At 69.3% G+C, this 19,513-nt stretch carries 16 protein-coding genes and 1 pseudogene; 9 read left to right on the forward strand and 8 right to left on the reverse strand.

Translation table 11 applies throughout. From position 1 onward, the window contains the following. Positions 1 to 48 precede the first annotated feature (48 nt). Both ACM26Y_RS01125 and ACM26Y_RS01130 read left to right on the forward strand, forming a co-directional pair. On the forward strand, positions 49 to 1,548 hold the full coding sequence (locus ACM26Y_RS01125) for a hypothetical protein (RefSeq protein WP_203011346.1): 1,500 nt from the start codon (positions 49 to 51) through the stop codon (positions 1,546 to 1,548). Next, positions 1,545 to 2,900: a diacylglycerol/lipid kinase family protein gene (locus ACM26Y_RS01130; protein ID WP_416062435.1), complete on the forward strand. Its 1,356-nt coding sequence runs from the start codon at positions 1,545 to 1,547 to the stop codon at positions 2,898 to 2,900. The genes ACM26Y_RS01125 and ACM26Y_RS01130 overlap by 4 nt, the downstream gene beginning before the upstream one ends. Here ACM26Y_RS01130 and ACM26Y_RS01135 read toward each other — a convergent pair. Next, complete coding sequence (locus tag ACM26Y_RS01135) at positions 2,861 to 4,522, reverse strand: MFS transporter (protein WP_416062436.1); 1,662 nt, start codon at positions 4,520 to 4,522, stop codon at positions 2,861 to 2,863. The genes ACM26Y_RS01130 and ACM26Y_RS01135 overlap by 40 nt on opposite strands. A gap of 102 nt (positions 4,523 to 4,624) precedes the next feature. Continuing rightward, the gene (locus ACM26Y_RS01140) at positions 4,625 to 5,446 is read right to left on the reverse strand and encodes a class II glutamine amidotransferase (RefSeq protein ID WP_059174816.1); all 822 of its coding nucleotides are present in this window, start codon (positions 5,444 to 5,446) and stop codon (positions 4,625 to 4,627) included. 499 nt (positions 5,447 to 5,945) lie between these two features. Between ACM26Y_RS01140 and ACM26Y_RS01145 the strand changes: the two genes are divergently transcribed. After that, on the forward strand, positions 5,946 to 7,076 hold the full coding sequence (locus ACM26Y_RS01145) for an LLM class flavin-dependent oxidoreductase (RefSeq protein ID WP_416062437.1): 1,131 nt from the start codon (positions 5,946 to 5,948) through the stop codon (positions 7,074 to 7,076). Between the two features lie 152 nt (positions 7,077 to 7,228). Here the strand turns inward: ACM26Y_RS01145 and ACM26Y_RS01150 are convergent, their stop codons facing one another. Next, positions 7,229 to 7,987, reverse strand: coding sequence for an SDR family oxidoreductase (locus ACM26Y_RS01150; RefSeq protein ID WP_416062438.1), 759 nt, complete (start codon positions 7,985 to 7,987; stop codon positions 7,229 to 7,231). Continuing rightward, entirely contained in the window at positions 7,984 to 8,871 is an 888-nt protein-coding gene (locus ACM26Y_RS01155) for a slipin family protein (protein ID WP_003939451.1), read from the reverse strand. The genes ACM26Y_RS01150 and ACM26Y_RS01155 overlap by 4 nt, the downstream gene beginning before the upstream one ends. A 182-nt stretch (positions 8,872 to 9,053) precedes the next feature. Between ACM26Y_RS01155 and ACM26Y_RS01160 the strand changes: the two genes are divergently transcribed. Then, complete coding sequence (locus ACM26Y_RS01160; protein ID WP_416062439.1) at positions 9,054 to 9,428, forward strand: glutaredoxin domain-containing protein; 375 nt, start codon at positions 9,054 to 9,056, stop codon at positions 9,426 to 9,428. Beyond that, positions 9,428 to 10,060, forward strand: coding sequence for a class I SAM-dependent methyltransferase (locus ACM26Y_RS01165; RefSeq protein ID WP_003939453.1), 633 nt, complete (start codon positions 9,428 to 9,430; stop codon positions 10,058 to 10,060). The genes ACM26Y_RS01160 and ACM26Y_RS01165 overlap by 1 nt, the downstream gene beginning before the upstream one ends. 123 nt (positions 10,061 to 10,183) lie before the next feature. Here the strand turns inward: ACM26Y_RS01165 and ACM26Y_RS01170 are convergent, their stop codons facing one another. Further along, the gene (locus tag ACM26Y_RS01170; protein WP_003939454.1) at positions 10,184 to 10,486 is read right to left on the reverse strand and encodes a metal-sensitive transcriptional regulator; all 303 of its coding nucleotides are present in this window, start codon (positions 10,484 to 10,486) and stop codon (positions 10,184 to 10,186) included. Positions 10,487 to 10,614: 128 nt separating this feature from the next. Here ACM26Y_RS01170 and ACM26Y_RS01175 point away from each other — a divergent pair. Beyond that, positions 10,615 to 11,992, forward strand: a pseudogene (locus tag ACM26Y_RS01175) (MBL fold metallo-hydrolase). A 136-nt stretch (positions 11,993 to 12,128) separates the two neighbouring features. After that, a complete protein-coding gene (locus tag ACM26Y_RS01180) occupies positions 12,129 to 12,899 on the forward strand; it encodes a thioesterase family protein (protein WP_416063758.1) in 771 nt (256 codons plus the stop codon). A 39-nt stretch (positions 12,900 to 12,938) separates the two neighbouring features. On the opposite strand, the gene ACM26Y_RS01185 is transcribed toward ACM26Y_RS01180, so the two are convergent. Continuing rightward, the gene (locus tag ACM26Y_RS01185; protein ID WP_416062440.1) at positions 12,939 to 15,332 is read right to left on the reverse strand and encodes an ATP-binding cassette domain-containing protein; all 2,394 of its coding nucleotides are present in this window, start codon (positions 15,330 to 15,332) and stop codon (positions 12,939 to 12,941) included. A gap of 55 nt (positions 15,333 to 15,387) precedes the next feature. After that, the gene (locus tag ACM26Y_RS01190; RefSeq protein WP_003937200.1) at positions 15,388 to 15,837 is read right to left on the reverse strand and encodes a helix-turn-helix transcriptional regulator; all 450 of its coding nucleotides are present in this window, start codon (positions 15,835 to 15,837) and stop codon (positions 15,388 to 15,390) included. Between the two features lie 188 nt (positions 15,838 to 16,025). Here ACM26Y_RS01190 and ACM26Y_RS01195 point away from each other — a divergent pair, with 188 nt between their 5' ends. Both ACM26Y_RS01195 and ACM26Y_RS01200 read left to right on the forward strand, forming a co-directional pair. Next, positions 16,026 to 17,816 carry a glycoside hydrolase family 15 protein gene (locus tag ACM26Y_RS01195; RefSeq protein ID WP_407040535.1) on the forward strand — a complete coding sequence of 597 codons (1,791 nt, stop codon included), beginning with the start codon at positions 16,026 to 16,028 and terminating at the stop codon, positions 17,814 to 17,816. Positions 17,817 to 17,911: 95 nt separating this feature from the next. Continuing rightward, complete coding sequence (locus ACM26Y_RS01200; protein ID WP_407040536.1) at positions 17,912 to 18,322, forward strand: VOC family protein; 411 nt, start codon at positions 17,912 to 17,914, stop codon at positions 18,320 to 18,322. Positions 18,323 to 18,544: 222 nt separating this feature from the next. Here ACM26Y_RS01200 and ACM26Y_RS01205 read toward each other — a convergent pair whose 3' ends face one another. Further along, positions 18,545 to 19,453: a cation diffusion facilitator family transporter gene (locus tag ACM26Y_RS01205; protein WP_416062441.1), complete on the reverse strand. Its 909-nt coding sequence runs from the start codon at positions 19,451 to 19,453 to the stop codon at positions 18,545 to 18,547. Positions 19,454 to 19,513: the final 60 nt, after the last annotated feature.

Below are 19,513 nucleotides of genomic sequence, written 5' to 3' on the forward strand. Positions count from 1 at the left end.
CCCCCTGAAGCGCTTCGTCCGCCGCCGTGTCACACCGAGTGGAATGAGATGACGATGGACAGCGAGCCTACGCGCAGCGGCACGGGCACCGCTCCGCTCGACACCGCCGAACGGGCCGAGCTGGAGCGGTTGCGGGCCGAGGTGGCCGCACTGCGGGCGCGGACGGAGGCCGCACCCGAGGCGCCCCCGCCGTCGCCCCCGCCCGTGTCGCGTCCGCCGCGGCACGGGCTTCGCTGGACTGCGGTGGCGATCCTGACCGTGCTGGTCGCTCTGCTGGCGATCACGTCGGTGACGGCACGGTTCGTCCGCAGCCAAATCCTCGACACGGACCGGTACGTCACCACGGTGGCACCGCTCGGTTCCGATCCCGCGGTGCAGACCGAGATCGCGGGCACGATCACCGACGAGATCTTTGCGCGGGTCGATGTCGAAGGCCTCACGTCCGACGCGCTGACCGCCCTGACCGATGCCGTTCCGGCGACCGCGGACGCGCCGCGCGTGGACCGGGCGGTGGAGGGCCTCGCGCCGGTGATCGCCGGGCAGGCACGCAACTTCGTGTACGAGACGGTGCTGTCGCTGGTGCAGACCGACCAGTTCGAGGACCTGTGGATCCAGGCCAACCGAGCCGCGCACACCGGTCTGGTGGCAGTCGTCACCGGTGAGGGCGGGCCGTCCTCGGTGACGGTAGACGAGAGCGGCACGGTCAGCATCTCCCTCGGCACGATCATCGACAACGTCAAGGCTCGTCTGCTGGACCGGGGATTCACCTTCGTCGAGAGGATCCCCGACATCGACAAGCAGTTCGTGCTGTTCCAGTCCCCGGAACTGATCAAGGCGCAACGGGCGGTCAGTGCACTGGACACGGCGTCGGATGTGCTGCCGTGGCTCACGATCGCCGCCGCGGTGGCCGCGGTGGCAGTGGCTCCGCCCGGCCGTCGTCGTCGTGCCCTGGCGTTCGTCGGAGCGGCACTGCTCGTGGGGATGCTGATCCTCGCGGTCGCGCTGATCGTCGTCCGATCGCTCTACCTCGGCGACATTCCCCCGGACGTGCTGTCCCCGGACGCCGCCTCGGCGATCGTCGACACGGTGTTGGTGCCGCTGCGGACCGCGCTGCGGGCGGTGGCGGTCCTCGGCCTGGTGATCGCGGTCGGGGCGTACCTGACCGGGGGATCGGCCTCCGCGGCAGCCGTCCGTCGTGGATTCGGGCGAGGAATGGACGCGGTGCAGCGGTCCCGTAAGCCGCGACCACCGAACCAGGTGGAAGCCGGGGCCTACCGGGCCCGGACGGCGTTGCGGCTGGCGATCATCGGCGTCGCCGCGCTGATGCTGATGTTCTGGCGCTATCCGACCGGCATGGTGGTCGTGTGGATCGTTCTCGGTGCCCTGCTGGCCCTGCTTGCGCTCGAGGTGCTGATCCGGCCGGCACGAACCTGGGACCAACCGACTGAGGATGTGATGTCGGCACCGCCGACGGAGGGCGTGGTGTCGGCACCGCCGACGGACGAACAACCGACGGAGAAACTCCCGGGCACGAAGACGGGGACGTGAGCCCGGTGGACGCCGTTCCCGGTGACCACGTGCCGACCTCGCGCCGATGGTGGGCGCGGGCGGCGTTCGCCGCCGTCCTCGGCGCTGCCGCCGTTCCGGTGATCGTCGCGGGCCTGCGTGGCGCCCTCGCGCTCCTGGCGGTGAGCGTGGCGGTGGCAGCGGTGACGGTCGCGGCCCTGTACTGGTTCCTCGCGACCCGTGGGCTGCTGCGTGCGCTGTCGCTGGGTCTCGCGGTGGTCGTCCCCCTCGCCCTGCCCGTGCTGTTCGTGCGGGAACGCGTGCTCTGGGTCGCGTTGGTGTCGGTCGCGCTGGTGCTGCTCGCCCTGGCGTGCGCGCGGGCGGCCCTGCGCCGTGACACCGGGATGCCCGAGTACCCCGCCCCGCCGGTCCACCGCCCGTTCCTGGTGATGAACCCCCGTTCGGGGGGCGGCAAGGTCGTGAAGTTCGATCTGCAACGCAAAGCCGAGGAACTCGGCGCCGAGGTGGCCCTGCTCGCCGGACCGGGCCCCGTCGACGTCGAGGCCCTGGCCCGGCAGGCGGTGGAGCGGGGTGCCGACCTGCTCGGCGTCGCCGGAGGTGACGGAACACAAGCCCTGGTGGCGGCGATCGCGGCCGAGCACGGGCTGCCGTTCCTCGTGATCAGCGCCGGCACGCGGAACCATTTCGCGCTGGACCTGGGACTGGACCGGGAGGACCCGGCCGCGGGCCTGGACGCGCTGCGGGACGGGGTGGAACTCCGCGTCGATCTCGGCAGGATCGGAGAACGGGTATTCGTCAACAACGCCTCGTTCGGCGTCTACGCCGACGTGGTGCAGAGCCCGGAATACCGGGACGACAAGGCCGGTACGGCCCTGCGGATGATGCCCGACCTGCTCGCCCGCGACAGCGCCACCCGGCTGCGGGCCCGCATCGACGGCGACACGACGGTGGAGGGCGCGCAGGCCGTCCTGGTGAGCAACGACCCGTACGCGACCGACGACCTCGCGGGGATGGGACGCCGGCCTCGGCTGGATCGCGGGGTGCTCGGGGTGGTGACGATCTCGGTAGCCGGCGCGGGGCAGGCGGTCGACCTGCTGCGCCGCACACACAGCCGGGGGCTGGTTCAGCGCGTGGCCACCGAGGTGATCGTCGACGCGGAAACCCCGGAGATACCGGTCGGAGTGGACGGGGAAGCGCTGACGCTACCAACACCGGTGCGCTGCACCGTCGAACCACAGGCGCTGCGGGTGCGGGTGCCCCGACGGCGTCCGGGAACCCTGGTCTCGGCACCGACCTGGGACTGGGTGCGGCTCCGGGACCTGGCCTTACGGCCTCAGCGTTCGTCGTCGTCGGTCTCGTCGGGCCTGCGCTGACCTTCCCCGGGCCGCGAGCCTACCGGCACGCGCGGCAGCGATCCGGTGCCGAACAGGGCGGCGACGGCGAGCAGCGCCGTGACGGCGAAGGCCACCTGGAGCGCCTCGAGCCGCGCGTCCGAGTTGACCTCGACGATCGCATCCGCGGTGGACTCGTCCACCCCGGCATCGGCCAACGCTCCCTCGAGCTGGGTGTCGGACAGGAACGGCACCCCGGCAGCCATGTCCGTGGTGGCCTGCTGCTGCACCGACTCCGGTACCGCCGGGTTGTTCTCGATACCGGCGATGACGGAGGTGGTCAGGGTGGCGATGAGGATGGACCCGATCAGGGCGGTTCCCAGTGATGCTCCGAGATTGGTCGCCGTGTTCTGCAGACCGCCGACCTCGGCGCTCTGCGAGTCCGGCACCGCGGACACAGTGACCGCACCGAGCTGGGAGGCCAACGCCCCCAGGCCGAGACCCATCAGCAGCATCGGGATCGACACGACCGCCGCGCTGGCGCCGGGATCCATTCCGCCCACAAGGATGAGGATGCCGACGGCCATGGTCCCGAGACCGAGCCGGACGACGAGCCGGGGATTCGCGTGAGGTCGCAGCTGCGGGATTCCGATGGCCGCCAGGACCAGAGCGATCGACAGCGGAAGGATCCGCACGCCCGTCTCGAGCGCACTGAGTTCGAGAACCACCGACAGGAACAGAGGGACGGAGAAGAACACTCCGGCCTGGATGAGGAACTGGGCGAAGAACATACTCAGCCCCCCGGTGAGCTGGCTGTTCTTCAACAGCGCGGGATCGACCAGCGGTTCGCCGCCCGTCTTCGCCAGGTACGTCTCCCGGCGCAGGAACAGGTAGATCACGAACAGGCCGCCGAGCAGCAGCCAGATGACGGGGGACAGACCCAGAATCTGCGGTCCGCCGGGTTTGGTCTGGATCCAGCCCCACTCGCTCGAGCGCAGCACGCCGTAGACGAACATTCCCAGGCCGACCACCGACAGGAGCGAGCCGACGAGGTCGAGCCGGATCCGCTGGGGTGGAATGTCTTCCACGCGGCGCAGCGTGAGCAGGATCAAGAAGACGACGACGACCTCACCGAAGAAGACGTAGCGCCAGGACGCGAACGTAGTCACCGCCCCACCGAGCAGCGGCCCCACCGCGACTGCCGCAGCGCCCGCGGCGGCCACCAGTCCGTAGGCAGCGGGACGGCGTTCGGCGGAGAAGTTCGCGGCGACAAGGGAGACGATCGCGGGCATGATCAGGGCCGCACCGATGCCCTCGAGCAGGGACCAGCCGATGAGCAGGACAGTGAGATTCGGTGCGATGCCGGTGACGAACGAGCCGGCACCGTAGATGATCAGTCCGAGCCCGAACGCGCGGCGCCGGCCGAGAATGGTGCCGACCTTGCCGCCGGTGATCATCAGGGTCGCCATCACCAGCGTGTAGAGGGTGATGGCGGTCTGAATGCCGGTGATGGTGGTGTTCACGTCCGCGGCCACGGTCGCCATCGACACGTTCATCACGGAGCTGTCGAGCGTCATCAGGAACTGGCCCGCAGCCAGCACCGCGAGCACCAGGGCGGAACCCGAGGCCGTCGCCGGCCCCTTCTGCGAACTCTCGAGACTCATGGCATCGACCTCTCGGGGCCCTCGGCACTGCTGCGTTCACGCAGGTTAGACCATCGCATGCTGCCGACGCACGGCTACAGGGCACAACGTCCCCGATCTCGGCTACACCGGCTCGAGCGGCCGGAACCGCCGGATGTCGTTGCCCGCGGGGCCGACCACGGCGGCCGAGGACTCGGGCATCTCGTTCCATGCGCCCGGCAGATCGCGGAGCGGTTCGGACACGACGAACCGGGCGTCGATGCCCAGGCGATGGAACATCTCCACCTCGGGGTGCAGCTCGCGGAGCTTGGCGACCTCGGTGGAGTAGAACAGCGACCGGGTCCGGCCTTCGGTGGAGTAGCGGAACACCCAGATCGTGTCGCCGGCCGTGGTGGCCACGGTCATCTGTACGGGGTCGTCGATTCCGTGGTCGCGGGCGACCTTCTCGACCATCCCGACCGCGCGGCCGACCGCGGTGAACGGATCGTCCCGGAGACCGAACGTGAGAGCGAGGAAGAACAGCACCTCGGAGTCCGTGGTACCCGCGACGTCCGGGTACAGCGACGGATCCACGGCCATCATCAGTTCTCGTTTGATCTCCCGGAAGCCGAGGATCTCGCCGTTGTGCATCCACAGCCATTCCCCGTGCCGGAACGGGTGGCAGTTGCTGCGCTGCACCTGCGTGCCGGTCGAGGCGCGCACGTGCGCGAACAGCAGCGGGGTGCGGATCTGCCCGGCGATCTCCCGCAGGTTGTGGTTGTTCCACGCCGGATCGATGCTCTTGAACAGGGCCGGCTCGGAACCTATTCCGTACCAGCCGATTCCGAATCCGTCACCGTTGGTGGTGGTGGCTCCGAGATGGGAGTGCAGGCTCTGGTCGATGAGCGAATGCTCGGGCTTGAACAGCAGGTCCTCAACGAGGATCGGCTCGCCCGAGTAGGCCATCCATCTGCACACCCGGCCATTGAAACACTCCGCCGACGCCGGTGTTCCCGTTTCCCGATCCGAGCCGAGTGCTGCGCTGCAGCATTGTGCGCCTCGCGACCACCGAGCCGAACCGTGGTCGGTGCCGAGCGCCCTGCTGACGATCCTGGACAACCGGTACCAGTGATCGGCCACACGCCGTAGCCTCGATATGGACTGCCCCCCACCTCGTCCGGAGGGACGATCGCCATGGAAGTCGGAGCGGACGAAGTGTCCGAGGAGCGTAGAGCGGCTACGCACCCGAGCTGTCGAGTTCCGATCAGTCGAGCGATCGGCGCACTTTCGGCCGAGGGCAGTCTCGTCGAACGAGCCGGCGCAGCGTTGCCGCACCTGACGGTGTTGAGGAATGCGCCGCCGTTAGGGGCGGATTCGTTTCCTTCCAACAGAACCGGAACGTAGGCGTTCTCATGGTCGGCAGCCGGGGGACCGCCGATCTACGAGGAGGAGTCGAGGGGAGCCGATGGCACCGTCCACGATCGAGACCGGAATCTACGTCCCGCCCAATCCGCCGTGGGGCAACGTGCGTGCCGTCACCGCCTTGGCGAGGTGGGGTGGGCTGTCGTCGCTGTTCGTCTGGGACCATTTCCAGGAGTTCTATCCCACCGTCCTGTGGGACGAGACGTTCACCCCTTTCAGCGACAGCGTCTCGAGTCCGCACGAGGTGTTCGACTACCAGACCCTGCTCGGCGCCTTGGCCGGCCGGACCGGGAAGATGCAGCTGGGAGTGGGAGTGAGTGAGCCGATCCGACGCCACCCGGTGCTGCTGGCCCAGGCCGCGCTGACCCTGGCCCATCTGACCAGGCGTGCACCGATCCTCGGGCTCGGCTGCGGGGAGAAGATGAACACCGAACCGTACGGGCTGTCGCGGCGCCGCGCGGTCGACCGGCTCGACGAAGCCCTCCGGATCGTCCGCCGCTGTTTGGACTCACGCGGCCCGTTCGACTTCGCCGGTGTGCACTTTCACCTCGACGGGGCGTTGATGGACCTGCAGGCGCCGCCGGGGCGGACCCCGAAGGTCTGGGTCGCCGCCCACGGACCCCGGATGCTGGAGCAGACCGGCCGCTACGGCGACGGATGGCTACCGATGACCATCGCCCTGAACACCCCGGACGAGTATGCGGCGAAATTGGCGCGCATCCGCTCCGCTGCTCGAGGTGCCGGCCGGGATCCCGACCGGATCGTGCCGGCCCTGTTCGCCTACGTCCTCGTCGCCCCCACACAGAAGCGGGCGCAGGCGATGCTGCACAGCCGGATGGTGCGGTACTGGGCGTTGCTGTTCTCCGCCGAGCACTGGACAGCCGCCGGGGCGGTCCATCCGTTCGGCTCGCAGTTCCGAGGTTCGGTCGACATGCTCCCGGAACACTACGACCGGACCACACTGGAGAAGGCGCTCGAGGCGGTACCCCCCGAGGTCGCCGAGAGGGGATTCCTCGTCGGCACACCGGGACGGATCGCTGCGCGGTTGCGGGAGTTCGGAGATGCCGGCTTGCGGCATGTGGTGGTCGGTCCCACGTCGTCCTACCTGTCGGTGCAGGACTGGGCGTTCGCCGCGCCCGGCGTGCATCGCATCGCCGCTCTGTTACGAAAGTGAGTGCGGCGCCCACGCCGGGTGAACACTGCCCGAGCCGGGCACGGCGATCAAGTGGGCGTAGGGAAACGGAACGGTGCTGCACCGCCGGAGAGCCGCCTCGTTCGGTCCGGTCGTCCGCCACGGCTGGCCGGTCTTGGGCTGTCGCGCCGGAGCTACCGCGCTGCAGCGGAATCCGCCGTCTCCAGGTTCAGCACCGAGCCGGTGGTGGCGCCCCCGTCGACGAGGAATTCGGAGCCGGTCGAGTAGGTGGCCTCGGTGACGACGAATCGCACCATCCGGGCCACCTCCTCGGGACTGCCGAAGCGGGGGATCGGCTGCGTGGCGGCGATGCCGCGGTCCATTCCCGCCGTCATCGGTGTGTCGATGGGGCCGGGGTGCACCGAGCACACCCGGACCCCGTCGGGGGCGAACTCGAGCGCGGCGGTCTTCGTGAGGCCGCGCAGGGCCCATTTGCTCGCCACGTAGGCGCCGAGGCCGGCGTAGCCGATGAGGCCGGCCGTCGAGGAGACGTTGACGACGACCCCGCGCCCGCGACGCAGCGCCGGGCCGGCGACGTGCATTCCCAGCCACTGGCCGACGAGATTGACCTGCAGCACGCGTTCGAACTCGACTCGGGTCTGCTCCTCGATGGTGCCGACGGCCAGGATGCCGGCGTTGTTGATCAACGCCCGCAACGGACCGATGGATTCGGCCACGGCGACCGCCTCCGACCATTGCGCTTCGTCGGTCACGTCGAGGTGCACGAACTTCGAGCCGTTGCCGAGTGTCGCGGCGTGGCGGGTGCCTTCGTCGTCGAGCACGTCGGCGACGACGACACCGGCGCCTTCACCGGCGAGGATCGTGGCGACGGCGGCGCCGATGCCGCGGCTGCCCCCGGTGACGAGGACCGAACCTCCGTCGAGTTCCGTCATGACCCCAACCCCTCGTGTGCCGATACCGTTGGTGCCGGGGTGCCGTTTCGGGCGATCTCGGATTCCGGTGGTCGTGCGCTGTCCGCGGCGCTACGCGGCGGACCCGCCGTGGCGGCGGTGATCTCGCGGTCGAGGAATGTCTTCAGTTCGGAGATGGCGCTCATCATGGGGGCCGGGAACACCACGGTCGTGTTCTTCTCGACGCCCAGTTCCACCAGTGTCTGCAGGTTGCGCAACTGAAGGGCGAGCGGGTGGGCCAGCATCGTGTCGGATGCCTGCCCGAGGGCGGTCGCGGCGATCGACTCGCCCTCGGCGGCAATGATCTTGGCCCGCTTCTCCCGCTCCGCCTCGGCCTGCCGCGCCATGGCCCGCTTCATGCTGTCGGGCAGCTGGATGTCCTTCAGTTCCACCAGCGTCACCTCGACGCCCCATTCCAGAGTGGACACGTCGAGAAACTCGCGGATGTTCGCGTTGATCACGTTCGTCTCGGACAGTGCCTCGTCGAGCGTGTGCCGGCCGACGACCCTGCGCAGCGTGGTCTGGGCGATCTGATCGATCGCCGCTGCCACGTTCTCGATCGCGACGACCGACTTCACGGCATCGATGACCCGGAAGTACGCCACGGCAGAGATGTCGACACTGACGTTGTCGCGGGTGATGATGCCCTGGGACTGGATCGGCATCGTCACGATCCGCAGGGACACCTTCGTCAACCGGTCGACGAGAGGGATGATCAGATGCAGTCCGGGCTCCTTGACACCGATGAGCCGGCCGAACCGGAACAGCACGCCCTTCTCGTACTGGGTCACCACATGCACGGCCTGCGACAGGACGAACAGCGCGACCACCAGGAGCACGCCGGCCAGGACGATCCACGCGGCCACGGCTTCTCCTTCCGCATCGCTTCGCGGCTGTGGTTCCACGGTCCACCCCTGGGGCATCGCCGGAAAGGGTCGAAGGTCACCGTGCCGGGAACGGTGTCGGACGCGCAGCGCGGACCGGGCCGGTACAGTGAAGCCGGTATACCCCCTTGGGTATGCCGAGCCTACGTGGAGGGAGTGTCGGGATGACATCGGCCGACTTCGTCGACGGCGTCGAGGTGCTGTGGCGACCGGGGTGCCCGTTCTGTTCGGGGCTGCGCCGGGGTCTGCGCAGGCGCGGCATCGAGACCGTCGAGACCGACATCTGGCAGGACCGGACCGCCGCCGAACGGATCCGCGCGGTGACCGGCGGTGACGAGATCGTGCCGACCGTCTTCATCGGACCGGTTGCACTCGTCAATCCCTCTGTGCGAGAAATCGAATCGGCGATCGAGCGGTATCTCCCCCGCCGGGTCGGCGAGCTGGTCGGGCCCCGGCCGACGACGCTGTGGTCCCGACTGTCCGAGACGTTCCGCAACCGGCCGCTCGAATCCCCGTCCCGACGATCGAAGGAGTCGTGATGTCCGAACATCCCCAGGACGAAGAACTCTGGGACGAGCGCTACCGCTCCCGTTCCGCGCTGTGGAGCGGTGAGCCCAACCGTCACCTCGTGGGGGAGGCGGCCGATCTCGCACCTGGACTCGCCCTCGACGTAGGTTGCGGCGAGGGTGCGGACGCCATCTGGCTCGCGCAGCGCGGCTGGCGGGTCGACGGCGTGGACGTCTCCGGCGTCGCCCTGCAACGCGCCGCCGAGCATGCGGAGCGGGCCGGCGCCGAGGTCGCCGGCCGCATCTCGTGGCTGCACGAGAACCTGACGGCCTGGGATCCGGGCCGAGGGCGGTACGACCTCGTCTCCGCGCAGTACATGCACCTGCCCCAGCCGGAACGTGATGTCCTCTTCCGGCGGCTCGGGGAGGCGGTCGCCCCCGGCGGCACGCTCCTGGTCGTCGGACACCATCCCTCCGACCTGCAGACAACCGTGCCACGTCCGCCGCGACCCGAGTTGTTCTTCACGGGGGCGGACGTCGTGGCGCTGCTCGATCCCGACGGCTGGGACGTCGTCACCGACACCGCCGTCGCGCGGCCGGCCACCGACCCGGACGGACGGGTCGTCACGGTGCACGACACCGTGGTCAGGGCCCGACGGCGCTGATCCCGTCGAACATCGTCACCGGGCGGTAGCCCTCAGTGTCACCGGGCGGTAGCCCTCAGTGTTGCCGGGCGGTAGCCCTCAGTGTCACCGGGCGGTAGCCCTCGGCGTTGCCGGCGGTAGCCCTCAGGCCAGTGCGAGGAAGAGGCGCTCGAGCTGCTCCTCGGTGAGCCGGTCGGGGCACGTGTCGTCCTCTTCGTCGAGCATGCATCGACGAAGCTGCGCGGCAACGATTTTGAAGCCGGCACGGTCGAGTGCCCGGGAGACTGCGGCGAGCTGGGTCACCACGTCCCGGCACTCGCGGCCGGATTCGAGCATGGCGATGACACCCGCGAGCTGCCCCTGGGCGCGGCGCAGCCGGTGCAGAACCTGGGTATCGGCTTCGGGGGTGACGGCGGTCCGGGCGACGGGGGCGGCAGGAGTGTTCATCGTGGTGCTTCCGGTTAGGGGGCGCGGGGTCCGTTTGGATACCCCATGGGGTACTTGACATACCCTAGGGGGTATGTGGCAGGGTTGTCCACATCGAGGACGAAATCGACTCATACGGAGGAACCACGATGATTCTCGAGCAGTACTACATCGAGTGTCTGTCGCACGCGTCGTACCTGATCGGTGACGAGGGCACCGGCCGGGCGGTCGTGGTCGATCCGCGCCGCGATGTCGGCGAGTACCTCGACGACGCGCGTCGGCACGGGTTGACCATCGAGGGTGTGATCAACACCCACTTCCACGCCGATTTCGTCTCCGGGCACCTGGAACTGGTGGAGGCGACCGGCGCGTGGATCGGGTTCGGTGAGGCCGCCGAGACCGACTACCCGATCCGCCGGTTGCGCGACGGCGAGCACCTCTCGCTCGGGGAGGTGGACCTCGAGATCCTGGCCACCCCGGGGCACACCTGGGAGTCGATCTCGGTGCTGGTGCGCGAGCATCCGGGCGCCACCCCGACGGCGGTGCTGACCGGCGATTCGCTGTTCATCGGCGACGTGGGCCGGCCCGATCTGGTGAACCTGGGGGAGTCGTCGACCGAGGATCTGGCCCGGGCGATGTACCACACGGTGCACGAGAAGCTGCTGACCCTGCCCGATGCGGTCACCGTGCTGCCCGCGCACGGCGCCGGCTCGTCGTGCGGGAAGAACCTGTCGACCGAGCTGACCTCGACGATCGGGGAGCAGCGGGTGAGCAACCCGTCGGTGCAGCCGATGAGCGAGGAGGCGTTCGTGGCGCTGGTCACCGAGGGCCAGCCCGCGGCCCCGTCCTACTTCTCGGTCGACGCCGCGATGAACAAGCGGAGACACCCGCTTCTGGTGCAGGATCGCGCGATTCCCGAGTTGAGCCCGGAACGGGTCGAGGCCGAGCTCGCCGCCGGGACGCGGGTGCTCGATGCGCGCAGTGTCGACGACTTCGCCGCGGGGCATCTGGCCGGGTCGGTCAACGTCGGGTTCGACGGGCGGTTCCGAGACCGGCGGGATGGTCGCCGAGGTGGGGGAGCCGATCGTGTTGATCACCTACCCGGGGCAGGAGCAGGACGCGGCGGTGCGGCTGGCCCGGATCGGGTCGGACAATGCGTTGGGGTATCTGACGGTCGGGCCGGACGGGGTGTTCCCGGCGGAGCTGGCGGGGCTGGTGGTCCCGGCGCCGCGGACCACCGTCGCCGAGCTCGAGGCGTTGCTCGCCGCGGATGCGGTGACGTTGGTCGACATCCGCAATCCCGGGGAGCGGGAGGTCGGGACGATTCCGCAGGCGGTGCCGATTCCGTTGGCGCAGCTGCGGGCGCGGCTGGCGCAGGTGCCCACCGGTAAGCCGATCGTGGTGCACTGTGCCGGGGGGTGGCGGTCGAGTGTGGCCGCGTCGCTGCTGCGGGCGCAGGGCTTCGAGAACGTGTCGGACCTGCTCGGCGGGTACAACGCCTGGGCCGACGCCCACGTCCCCGCCTGACCGGCGCCGCAATTCACGACAGCCCGCCCCTGGTCGACCAGGGGCGGGCTGTCGCCGTCCCGCACCGCCCGGTCCGCGGAGGATCGTGCCCGCCTGGGATCATGCCTGGACGAGTCCCCGATTTCTGGAGCAGCAGATGGCCTACTTCGAACGGATCGGTCCGGCCGCGTTCCGGCCGACCCATCACGTGGGCGGCGCCTGGAACCCGCAGGAACAGCACATCGCGCCCGCCCTGGGGCTACTGGTCCACGCCGTCGAATGCGACCGGGACGCCCGCCGCGACGACGGACTGGTCGTCGCGCGCCTGTCCTACGACATCCTCGGCACCGTCCCGGTCGACACGGTCGAGACCACCGTGACCGTCCTGCGTCCCGGGCGCACCATCGAGCTCGTCGAGGCCGTCCTCGCGCACGACGGTCGCGCCGTGGTACGGCTGCGGGCCTGGCTCATGCAGCCGCGCCCCACCCCGGCGCTGGAAGCGACGTCGCTGCCGCGGATCGACCCGCCCGAGGCCATGGCCCCGTGGGACGCCTCGACGGTGTGGCCGGGCGGGTTCATCGCCTCCACCGAAGTCCGCCGCACCCAGCTCGAGCCGGGCCGGGCGGCGTACTGGGTGCGCACGCCGCTGCCCCTGGTGCTCGACGAGAAGGTCAGCGCGCTGGCCGGTGCCGCCGGACTGTTCGACATCGCCAACGGCATGACCGTGCGGGCGTCCCCGGACGACGTCGCCTTCCCCAACGTCGACCTCACCGCCCATCTGTTCACCGAGCCTCGTGGTGACTGGCTCGGCTTCGACACCACCGTCTCGTTCGGTCCCGACGGTCTCGGCCTGACGAGCAGCGTCCTCCACGACACTCGCGGTCCCGTGGGCACCGTGTCCCAGATCCTCACTCTCCGCCCCAACTGACCGTCGTGCCGGCGGGACGTACGCACGCGACAGGCACGGTCAGGCGCCGACGTAGGCCGCGAGGTGTTCGCCGGTGAGGGTGGACCGCGTGGCGACGAGGTCGGCGGGCGTGCCCTCGAACACGATCCGGCCACCGTCGTGGCCGGCGCCGGGTCCGAGGTCGATGATCCAGTCGGCGTGCGCCATGACCGCCTGGTGGTGCTCGATGACGATGACCGACTTGCCGGAGTCGACCAGCCTGTCGAGCAGACCGAGCAATTGTTCGACATCCGCGAGGTGCAGACCGGTCGTCGGTTCGTCGAGGACGTAGACACCGCCCTTCTCGGCCATCCGGGTCGCCAGCTTGATTCGCTGCCGTTCACCGCCGGACAGCGTGCTGAGCGGCTGGCCGAGGCTGAGGTAGCCGAGCCCCACGTCGGCGAGCCGCTCCAGGATCTTGTGCGCCGCCGGGATCCGCGTCTCGCCCGCCCCGAGGAACTCCTCGGCCTCGGTCACCGGCATCGCGAGCACGTCGGCGATGTTGCGGCCGCCGAACGTGAACTCCAGCACCGCGGACTGGAACCGCTTGCCTTCGCATTCCTCGCAGGTGGATTCGACGGTGGCCATCACTCCCAGGTCGGTGTAGATGACCCCGGCGCCGTTGCACGCCGGGCACGCGCCCTCGGAGTTGGCGCTGAACAATGCCGGCTTCACGCCGTTGGCCTTCGCGAACGCCTTCCGGATCGGGTCGAGCAGCCCGGTGTACGTTGCCGGATTGCTTCGCCGCGAACCCCTGATCGCCCCCTGGTCGACCGTGACCACGCCCTCGCGCCCGGCCACCGAACCGTCGATCAGCGAGCTCTTCCCGGAACCCGCCACGCCGGTGAGGACGACCAGCACGCCGAGTGGGATGTCCACGTCGACGTTCTGCAGGTTGTGCGTGTCGGCGCCGCGCACCTCCAGCACCCCCGACGGGGTCCGCACCGCGGGCTTCACCGACGCGCGGTCGTCCAGGTGCCGCCCGGTGAGCGTGCCACTGGTACGCAGCCCCTCGACGGTGCCCTCGAACACCACCTCGCCGCCCTCGGTGCCGGCCCCCGGCCCGAGGTCGACGACGTGGTCGGCGATCGCGATCGCCTCCGGCTTGTGCTCGACGACGAGCACGGTGTTGCCCTTGTCGCGCAACTGCAGCAACAGGTCGTTCATCCGGGCGATGTCGTGCGGGTGCAGTCCGATGGTGGGCTCGTCGAAGACGTAGGTGACGTCGGTGAGGGAGGAGCCGAGGTGTCGGATCATCTTGGTGCGCTGGGCTTCTCCCCCGGACAGGGTGCCCGCCGGCCGGTCGAGGGAGAGGTATCCCAAGCCGATCTCGGTGAACGCGTCGAGGAGGTGCTGCAACCCGGTGAGCAGCGGAGCCACCGACGGCTCGTCCAGGCTGCGGACCCAGTCCGCCAGGTCACTGATCTGCATGGCGCAGACGTCGGCGATGTTCCTGCCGTCGATCTTCGACGACAGGGCCTCCTGGGCGAGCCGGGTGCCGTTGCACTCGGGGCAGGTGGAGAAGGTCACGGCCCGTTCCACGAACGCCCGGATGTGCGGCTGCAGAGCATCGACGTCCTTGGACAGCATCGACTTCTGGATCTTCGGGATCAGCCCCTCGTACGTCAGATTGATCCCGTCGACCTTGATCTTGGTCGGTTCCTTGTAGAGCAGGTCGTGCAGCTCCCTCTTGGTGTACTTGCGGATCGGCTTGGCCGAGTCGAAGAATCCGCAGCCCCGGTAGATCCGGCCGTACCAGCCGTCCATGCTGTAGCCGGGGATCGTGAGCGCGCCCTCGTCCAGCGACAGGTTTTCGTCGTACAACGCGGACCGGTCGAAGTCGGTGACCGAACCCATCCCCTCGCAGCGGGGGCACATGCCGCCGAGCCGGTGGAAGGTTGCCTTCTCGGTCTTCGTCCTGCCGACGCCGCGCTCGACCGTGATCGCACCGCTGGCTTTCACCGAGGGGACATTGAACGAGTACGCGTTGGGGGAACCGATGTGCGGTTGCCCCAACCGGCTGAAGAGGATGCGCAGCATCGCGTGCGCGTCCGTGGCGGTGCCGACGGTGGAGCGGGGATTCGAGCCCATCCGCTCCTGGTCGACGATGATCGCCGTCGTCAATCCTTCGAGCAGGTCGACGTCGGGACGCGCCAGGGTCGGCATGAAACCCTGTACGAAGGCACTGTAGGTCTCGTTGATCAGTCGTTGCGACTCCGCGGCGATCGTGCCGAACACCAGCGAGCTCTTGCCCGAGCCGGAGACCCCGGTGAACACCGTCAACCGGCGCTTCGGGATCTCGACGCTGACGTCGTGGAGGTTGTTCACGCGCGCACCGTGGACGCGAATCAGATCGTGGCTGTCGGCAGTGTGCAGCGTGGGGGATTGCGTGTCCGTCTTCGTGGCCATGCTCATGGTGTCTCCATCCGCCGGGAGGGGAAAGCTCGGGTCAACGGTGACGTCATGGCGGTCAGGCTAGTTGCGGCTCCGCAGCCCCCGCTTCTCGATTCCTGATCGGTCGGGTCACGGTCTTCGCGACACACGACGGCATTCCCGCCGCCGCGTGCGCCGCCTGACGCCGGTAGACACTGGGCGGCACACCGACCAGCTCGGTGAAGCGGGTGCTGAAGGTGCCCAGCGACGAGCAGCCCACCGCGAAACACACCTCGGTGACACTCAGATCGCCGCGACGCAGCAGTGCCATCGCGCGTTCGATGCGCCGCGTCATCAGATACGCGTACGGCGACTCCCCGTACGCCGCCCGGAACTGCCTGCTGAGGTGTCCCGCCGACATGTGCACCCCGCGAGCGAGCGCCTCGACGTCCAGCGGCTGGGCGTACTCCCGATCGATCCGATCACGAACGCGGCGCAGCCGCGCGAGATCGCGCAGGTGCTGCGCGTCAGCAGGTCCCCCGGTCACCTACGCGATCGTGCCACGTCGCAGCGGAGTTGCCCAGCGGTAGCGGGGCCCTGTTTGTACCCCGCGGTTTCGCCGGGCTCGGCATACTGGACGGGCACAGCGCCCGTGGACGGCTACGTCGCGCTCATGGTCGGTGCCTGTCCACACCGGCGGGGCGATGTGCCGGCACCCCGGGAGGTCGATGGGTGATGCAGCAGCGTATCGAGGACTATGCGTTGGTCGGTGATCTGCACACTGCGGCGCTGGTGGGCCGGGACGGCTCGATCGACTGGTTGTGCCTGCCCCGGTTCGATTCTCCGGCGTGTTTCGCGGCGCTGCTCGACGGTGAGGAGGCCGGACGATGGTTGCTCGCCCCCGCTGACGGCGGGGTGTGCACCCGGCGGGCGTACCGCCGCGACACCCTCGTTCTGGACACCGAGTGGGTCACCGCGACCGGGACCGTGCGGGTGACCGACTGTATGCCGGTGCGGGCCGAGGCCGCCGACGTCGTCCGTGTCGTCGAAGGACTGACGGGATCGGTGCGGATGAGCACCGAGGTGCGGCTGCGCTTCGACTACGGGCACGTCGTGCCGTGGGTGCGCCGCCTTCCCGGATGTCTGACCGCGGTCGCCGGCCCGGATGCGGCCTGGCTGCGCACCCCGGTGCCGTTGCACGGCCACGACATGAGGACCACCGCGGAGTTCGAGGTCCGGGCCGGCGAGAGTGTCCCGTTCGTGCTGACCTATGCGTTGTCCTACGGGCACACCCCGCGTCCGCTCGACGCCCTGCGGGCGATCGCCGACACGGAGGCGTATTGGACCGAGTGGATCGAGCGGTGCGACTACACCGGGGAGTACTCCGAGGCCGTGCATCGTTCCCTGATCACCCTGGAGGCCTTGACCTATCGGCCCACCGGGGGCATCTTGGCTGCGGCCACCACCTCATTGCCCGAGCAGATCGGCGGCAGCCGGAACTGGGACTACCGGTACTGCTGGCTGCGGGACGCCACCTTCACGCTGCAGGCGCTTCTCGGCTGCGGATTCGTCGTCGAAGCCAAGGCTTGGCGCAACTGGCTGGTGCGGGCGGTGGCCGGTAACCCGGCGGACCTGCAGATGATGTACCAGCTCGACGGAGCCCGGCGTGTCCCGGAATACGAGCTGTCGTGGTTGTCCGGTTACGAGAACTCGGTGCCGGTGCGCATCGGCAACGCCGCCGCCGAGCAGTTCCAGCTCGATGTGTGGGGTGAGGTGCTCGACGGACTGCACCAGGCCCGGCAGAGCAGCCTGCGCGGTGACCCGGCCTGGGACATCGAGGTGGCGTTGCTGGATTTTCTCGAGAGTCATTGGCAGGAACCCGACAACGGTCTGTGGGAGGTGCGCGGGCCGAGGCGCCCGTTCGTCCATTCCAAGGTGATGGCGTGGGCGGGGGTCGACCGGGGGATCCGGGCAGTCGAACGGTTCGGGCTTGCCGGGCCGGTCGATCGGTGGCGCGTGCTGCGCGAGCAGATCCGCACCGAGATCCTGGCGAAGGGATTCGATTCCGATCGCGGCACCTTCACCCAGTTCTACGGCAGCCGCGGCGTGGACGCGGCGGCGCTGCTCATTCCCCGCACCGGATTCCTGCCGTGGGACGATCCGCGCGTGCTGAGTACCGTGGCCACCGTAGAGCGCGAACTCGGTCACGACGGCTTCTTGCTGCGGTATCGGCCGGAACTCGACCACGTCGACGGCATCGTCGAGCCGGAAGGAGCGTTCCTGGCCTGCAGCTTCTGGCTCGCGGACGCGCTGCACGGGGCCGGCCGCACCCGCGAGGCTCGGGCGTTGTTCGAGCGGTTGTTGTCGGTGTGCAACGACGTCGGGTTGCTCGCCGAGGAGTACGATCCGCACGCCCGTCGGCAACTCGGCAACGTGCCCCAGGCATTCAGCCATGTGGCGCTGGTCAACACCGCACGTCACCTCGCCGGCCATGCCGTTCACACCCACCGTCCCACCTCGCGGTGATCACTGTGTAGCCGTCCTGGTGCGGCGAACTGGTTGCCTCGATCGATCAGGAATCGAGAAGCGCGGGACGCGGAGACGCTCCTACTCTGCTCGTCATGGATATCACCATTCACACCAGCTTCCTGCCGCACGACGACCCGGAGGCGTCGCTCGCCTTCTACCGCGATGTTCTCGGCTTCGAGGTCCGCAACGACGTCGGGCAGGGCAAGATGCGCTGGATCACAGTCGGTCCCGCAGGTCAGCCCGACACGTCCATCCTTCTGGCGCCACCGGCCGTCGACCCGGGCATCACCGACGACGAGCGTCGTACCATCGCCCAGATGATGGCCAAGGGCACCTACGGCTGGATCCTGCTGGCCACCCGCGATCTCGATGCCACGTTCGAGAAGGTGCAGGCCGGGGATGTCGAGGTCGTGCAGGAGCCGACCGAGCAGCCGTACGGCATCCGCGACTGCGCCTTCCGAGACCCGGCGGGCAACATGGTCCGTATCCAGGAACGTCGCTGAGTCGCGCGACGGCGCCGAAGTAGACGAAAGTCCTTGCATCGATGGTGATCTGGTATCCGTAGTCCACGTGCCACGGTAGCCGCGCCTCCGCCCCCTCCGCGTCTCCGCGCCGTCGCCCAACGTCCCGACGGGTGCCGCCAGGATCGCTCGGCGCGCCTCCGGTTCGCTCGCGCTCGAGGTGTCGAACTCTCGCTCGACCGGGCCGCGACGAGGTGGCTGCCGTCAGGCGTTCTCCGGTCCGGCCGGTTCCACGTGGATGAAGGTCTCGGTGTGCGGCAGCACCGCGTCGATCGCCGCCTCGATGCGGTCGGCCATGTCGTGGGCGGTCCGCACGGTCCAGTCGCCGGGCACGGTCACGACGACGAACACCTGACGCTGCCGGCCGGATTCGACGGTGCGCAGCGGCGCGAACTCGACGGGGCACTCGGCACGGAACCGGTCCAGTACGGCGTTGACCTGGTCCTGTTCGTGCTGGGGGAGGGCGGCGCTCAGCAGGCCGCTGACCGAGCCGCGAAGCAACCGGTACCCGGTCCACAGGATGTTGACGCCCACGGCGAGCGCCACGATCGGGTCCAAGGGCTCCCAGCCGGTGACGGCGACCAGGGCGATGCCGACGATCACTCCGGCGGAGGTCCACACGTCGGTCAGCAGGTGCTTGCCGTCCGCGACGAGCGTGATCGAGCGGTGCGTGCGTCCCACGCGCAGCAGGGTGAGGCCGACGCCGAGGTTGATCACCGAGGCCACGGTCGACAGGGCCAGTCCGAGCCCGGGCTGGACGAGCGGAACCGGGCTGATCAGGCGTTCGATCGCGGTCCAGATGATGGCGGTGGCGGCGACGAAGATCATCGCGCCCTCGACCAGAGCGGAGACGTACTCGGCCTTGCCGTGGCCGAAGTGGTGGCTCGCGTCCGGGGGGCGGGCCGCCACCCGCAGCGCGATCAGCGCCACCACCGCGGCGACGAGGTTGACGCCGGATTCGAGGGCATCGGAGAGGAACCCGACCGATCCGGTCGCCCATGCGGCGCTCGCCTTGAGGGCGATGGTGACCACCGCGGCGGCCAAGGAGAGCAGCATGAATCGGAACAACAGCCGGTCCTGCTGTTGCCGCGATTCGGGCACGGACGTCGTCATCCGACTCCTCCCGCTCGGTCGGTTTCCGTGGTCGCGGAGCGCGTGGTCGACGCGCCCGCG

Origin of the sequence: Rhodococcus indonesiensis, assembly GCF_047782815.1 — a bacterium.
Lineage (GTDB): Bacteria > Actinomycetota > Actinomycetes > Mycobacteriales > Mycobacteriaceae > Rhodococcus > Rhodococcus indonesiensis.

Excerpts from the sequence above, each read along its gene's own strand:
- ACM26Y_RS01125 (WP_203011346.1), top strand. The coding sequence starts at position 49 with ATGACGATGGACAGCGAGCCTACGCGCAGCGGCACGGGCACCGCTCCG.
- ACM26Y_RS01135 (WP_416062436.1), bottom strand. The coding sequence starts at position 4,522 with ATGAGTCTCGAGAGTTCGCAGAAGGGGCCGGCGACGGCCTCGGGTTCC.
- ACM26Y_RS01140 (WP_059174816.1), bottom strand. The coding sequence starts at position 5,446 with ATGGCCTACTCGGGCGAGCCGATCCTCGTTGAGGACCTGCTGTTCAAG.
- ACM26Y_RS01145 (WP_416062437.1), top strand. The coding sequence starts at position 5,946 with ATGGCACCGTCCACGATCGAGACCGGAATCTACGTCCCGCCCAATCCG.
- ACM26Y_RS01150 (WP_416062438.1), bottom strand. The coding sequence starts at position 7,987 with ATGACGGAACTCGACGGAGGTTCGGTCCTCGTCACCGGGGGCAGCCGC.
- ACM26Y_RS01160 (WP_416062439.1), top strand. The coding sequence starts at position 9,054 with ATGACATCGGCCGACTTCGTCGACGGCGTCGAGGTGCTGTGGCGACCG.
- ACM26Y_RS01165 (WP_003939453.1), top strand. The coding sequence starts at position 9,428 with ATGTCCGAACATCCCCAGGACGAAGAACTCTGGGACGAGCGCTACCGC.
- ACM26Y_RS01170 (WP_003939454.1), bottom strand. The coding sequence starts at position 10,486 with ATGAACACTCCTGCCGCCCCCGTCGCCCGGACCGCCGTCACCCCCGAA.
- ACM26Y_RS01180 (WP_416063758.1), top strand. The coding sequence starts at position 12,129 with ATGGCCTACTTCGAACGGATCGGTCCGGCCGCGTTCCGGCCGACCCAT.
- ACM26Y_RS01185 (WP_416062440.1), bottom strand. The coding sequence starts at position 15,332 with ATGAGCATGGCCACGAAGACGGACACGCAATCCCCCACGCTGCACACT.
- ACM26Y_RS01195 (WP_407040535.1), top strand. The coding sequence starts at position 16,026 with ATGCAGCAGCGTATCGAGGACTATGCGTTGGTCGGTGATCTGCACACT.
- ACM26Y_RS01200 (WP_407040536.1), top strand. The coding sequence starts at position 17,912 with ATGGATATCACCATTCACACCAGCTTCCTGCCGCACGACGACCCGGAG.
- ACM26Y_RS01205 (WP_416062441.1), bottom strand. The coding sequence starts at position 19,453 with ATGACGACGTCCGTGCCCGAATCGCGGCAACAGCAGGACCGGCTGTTG.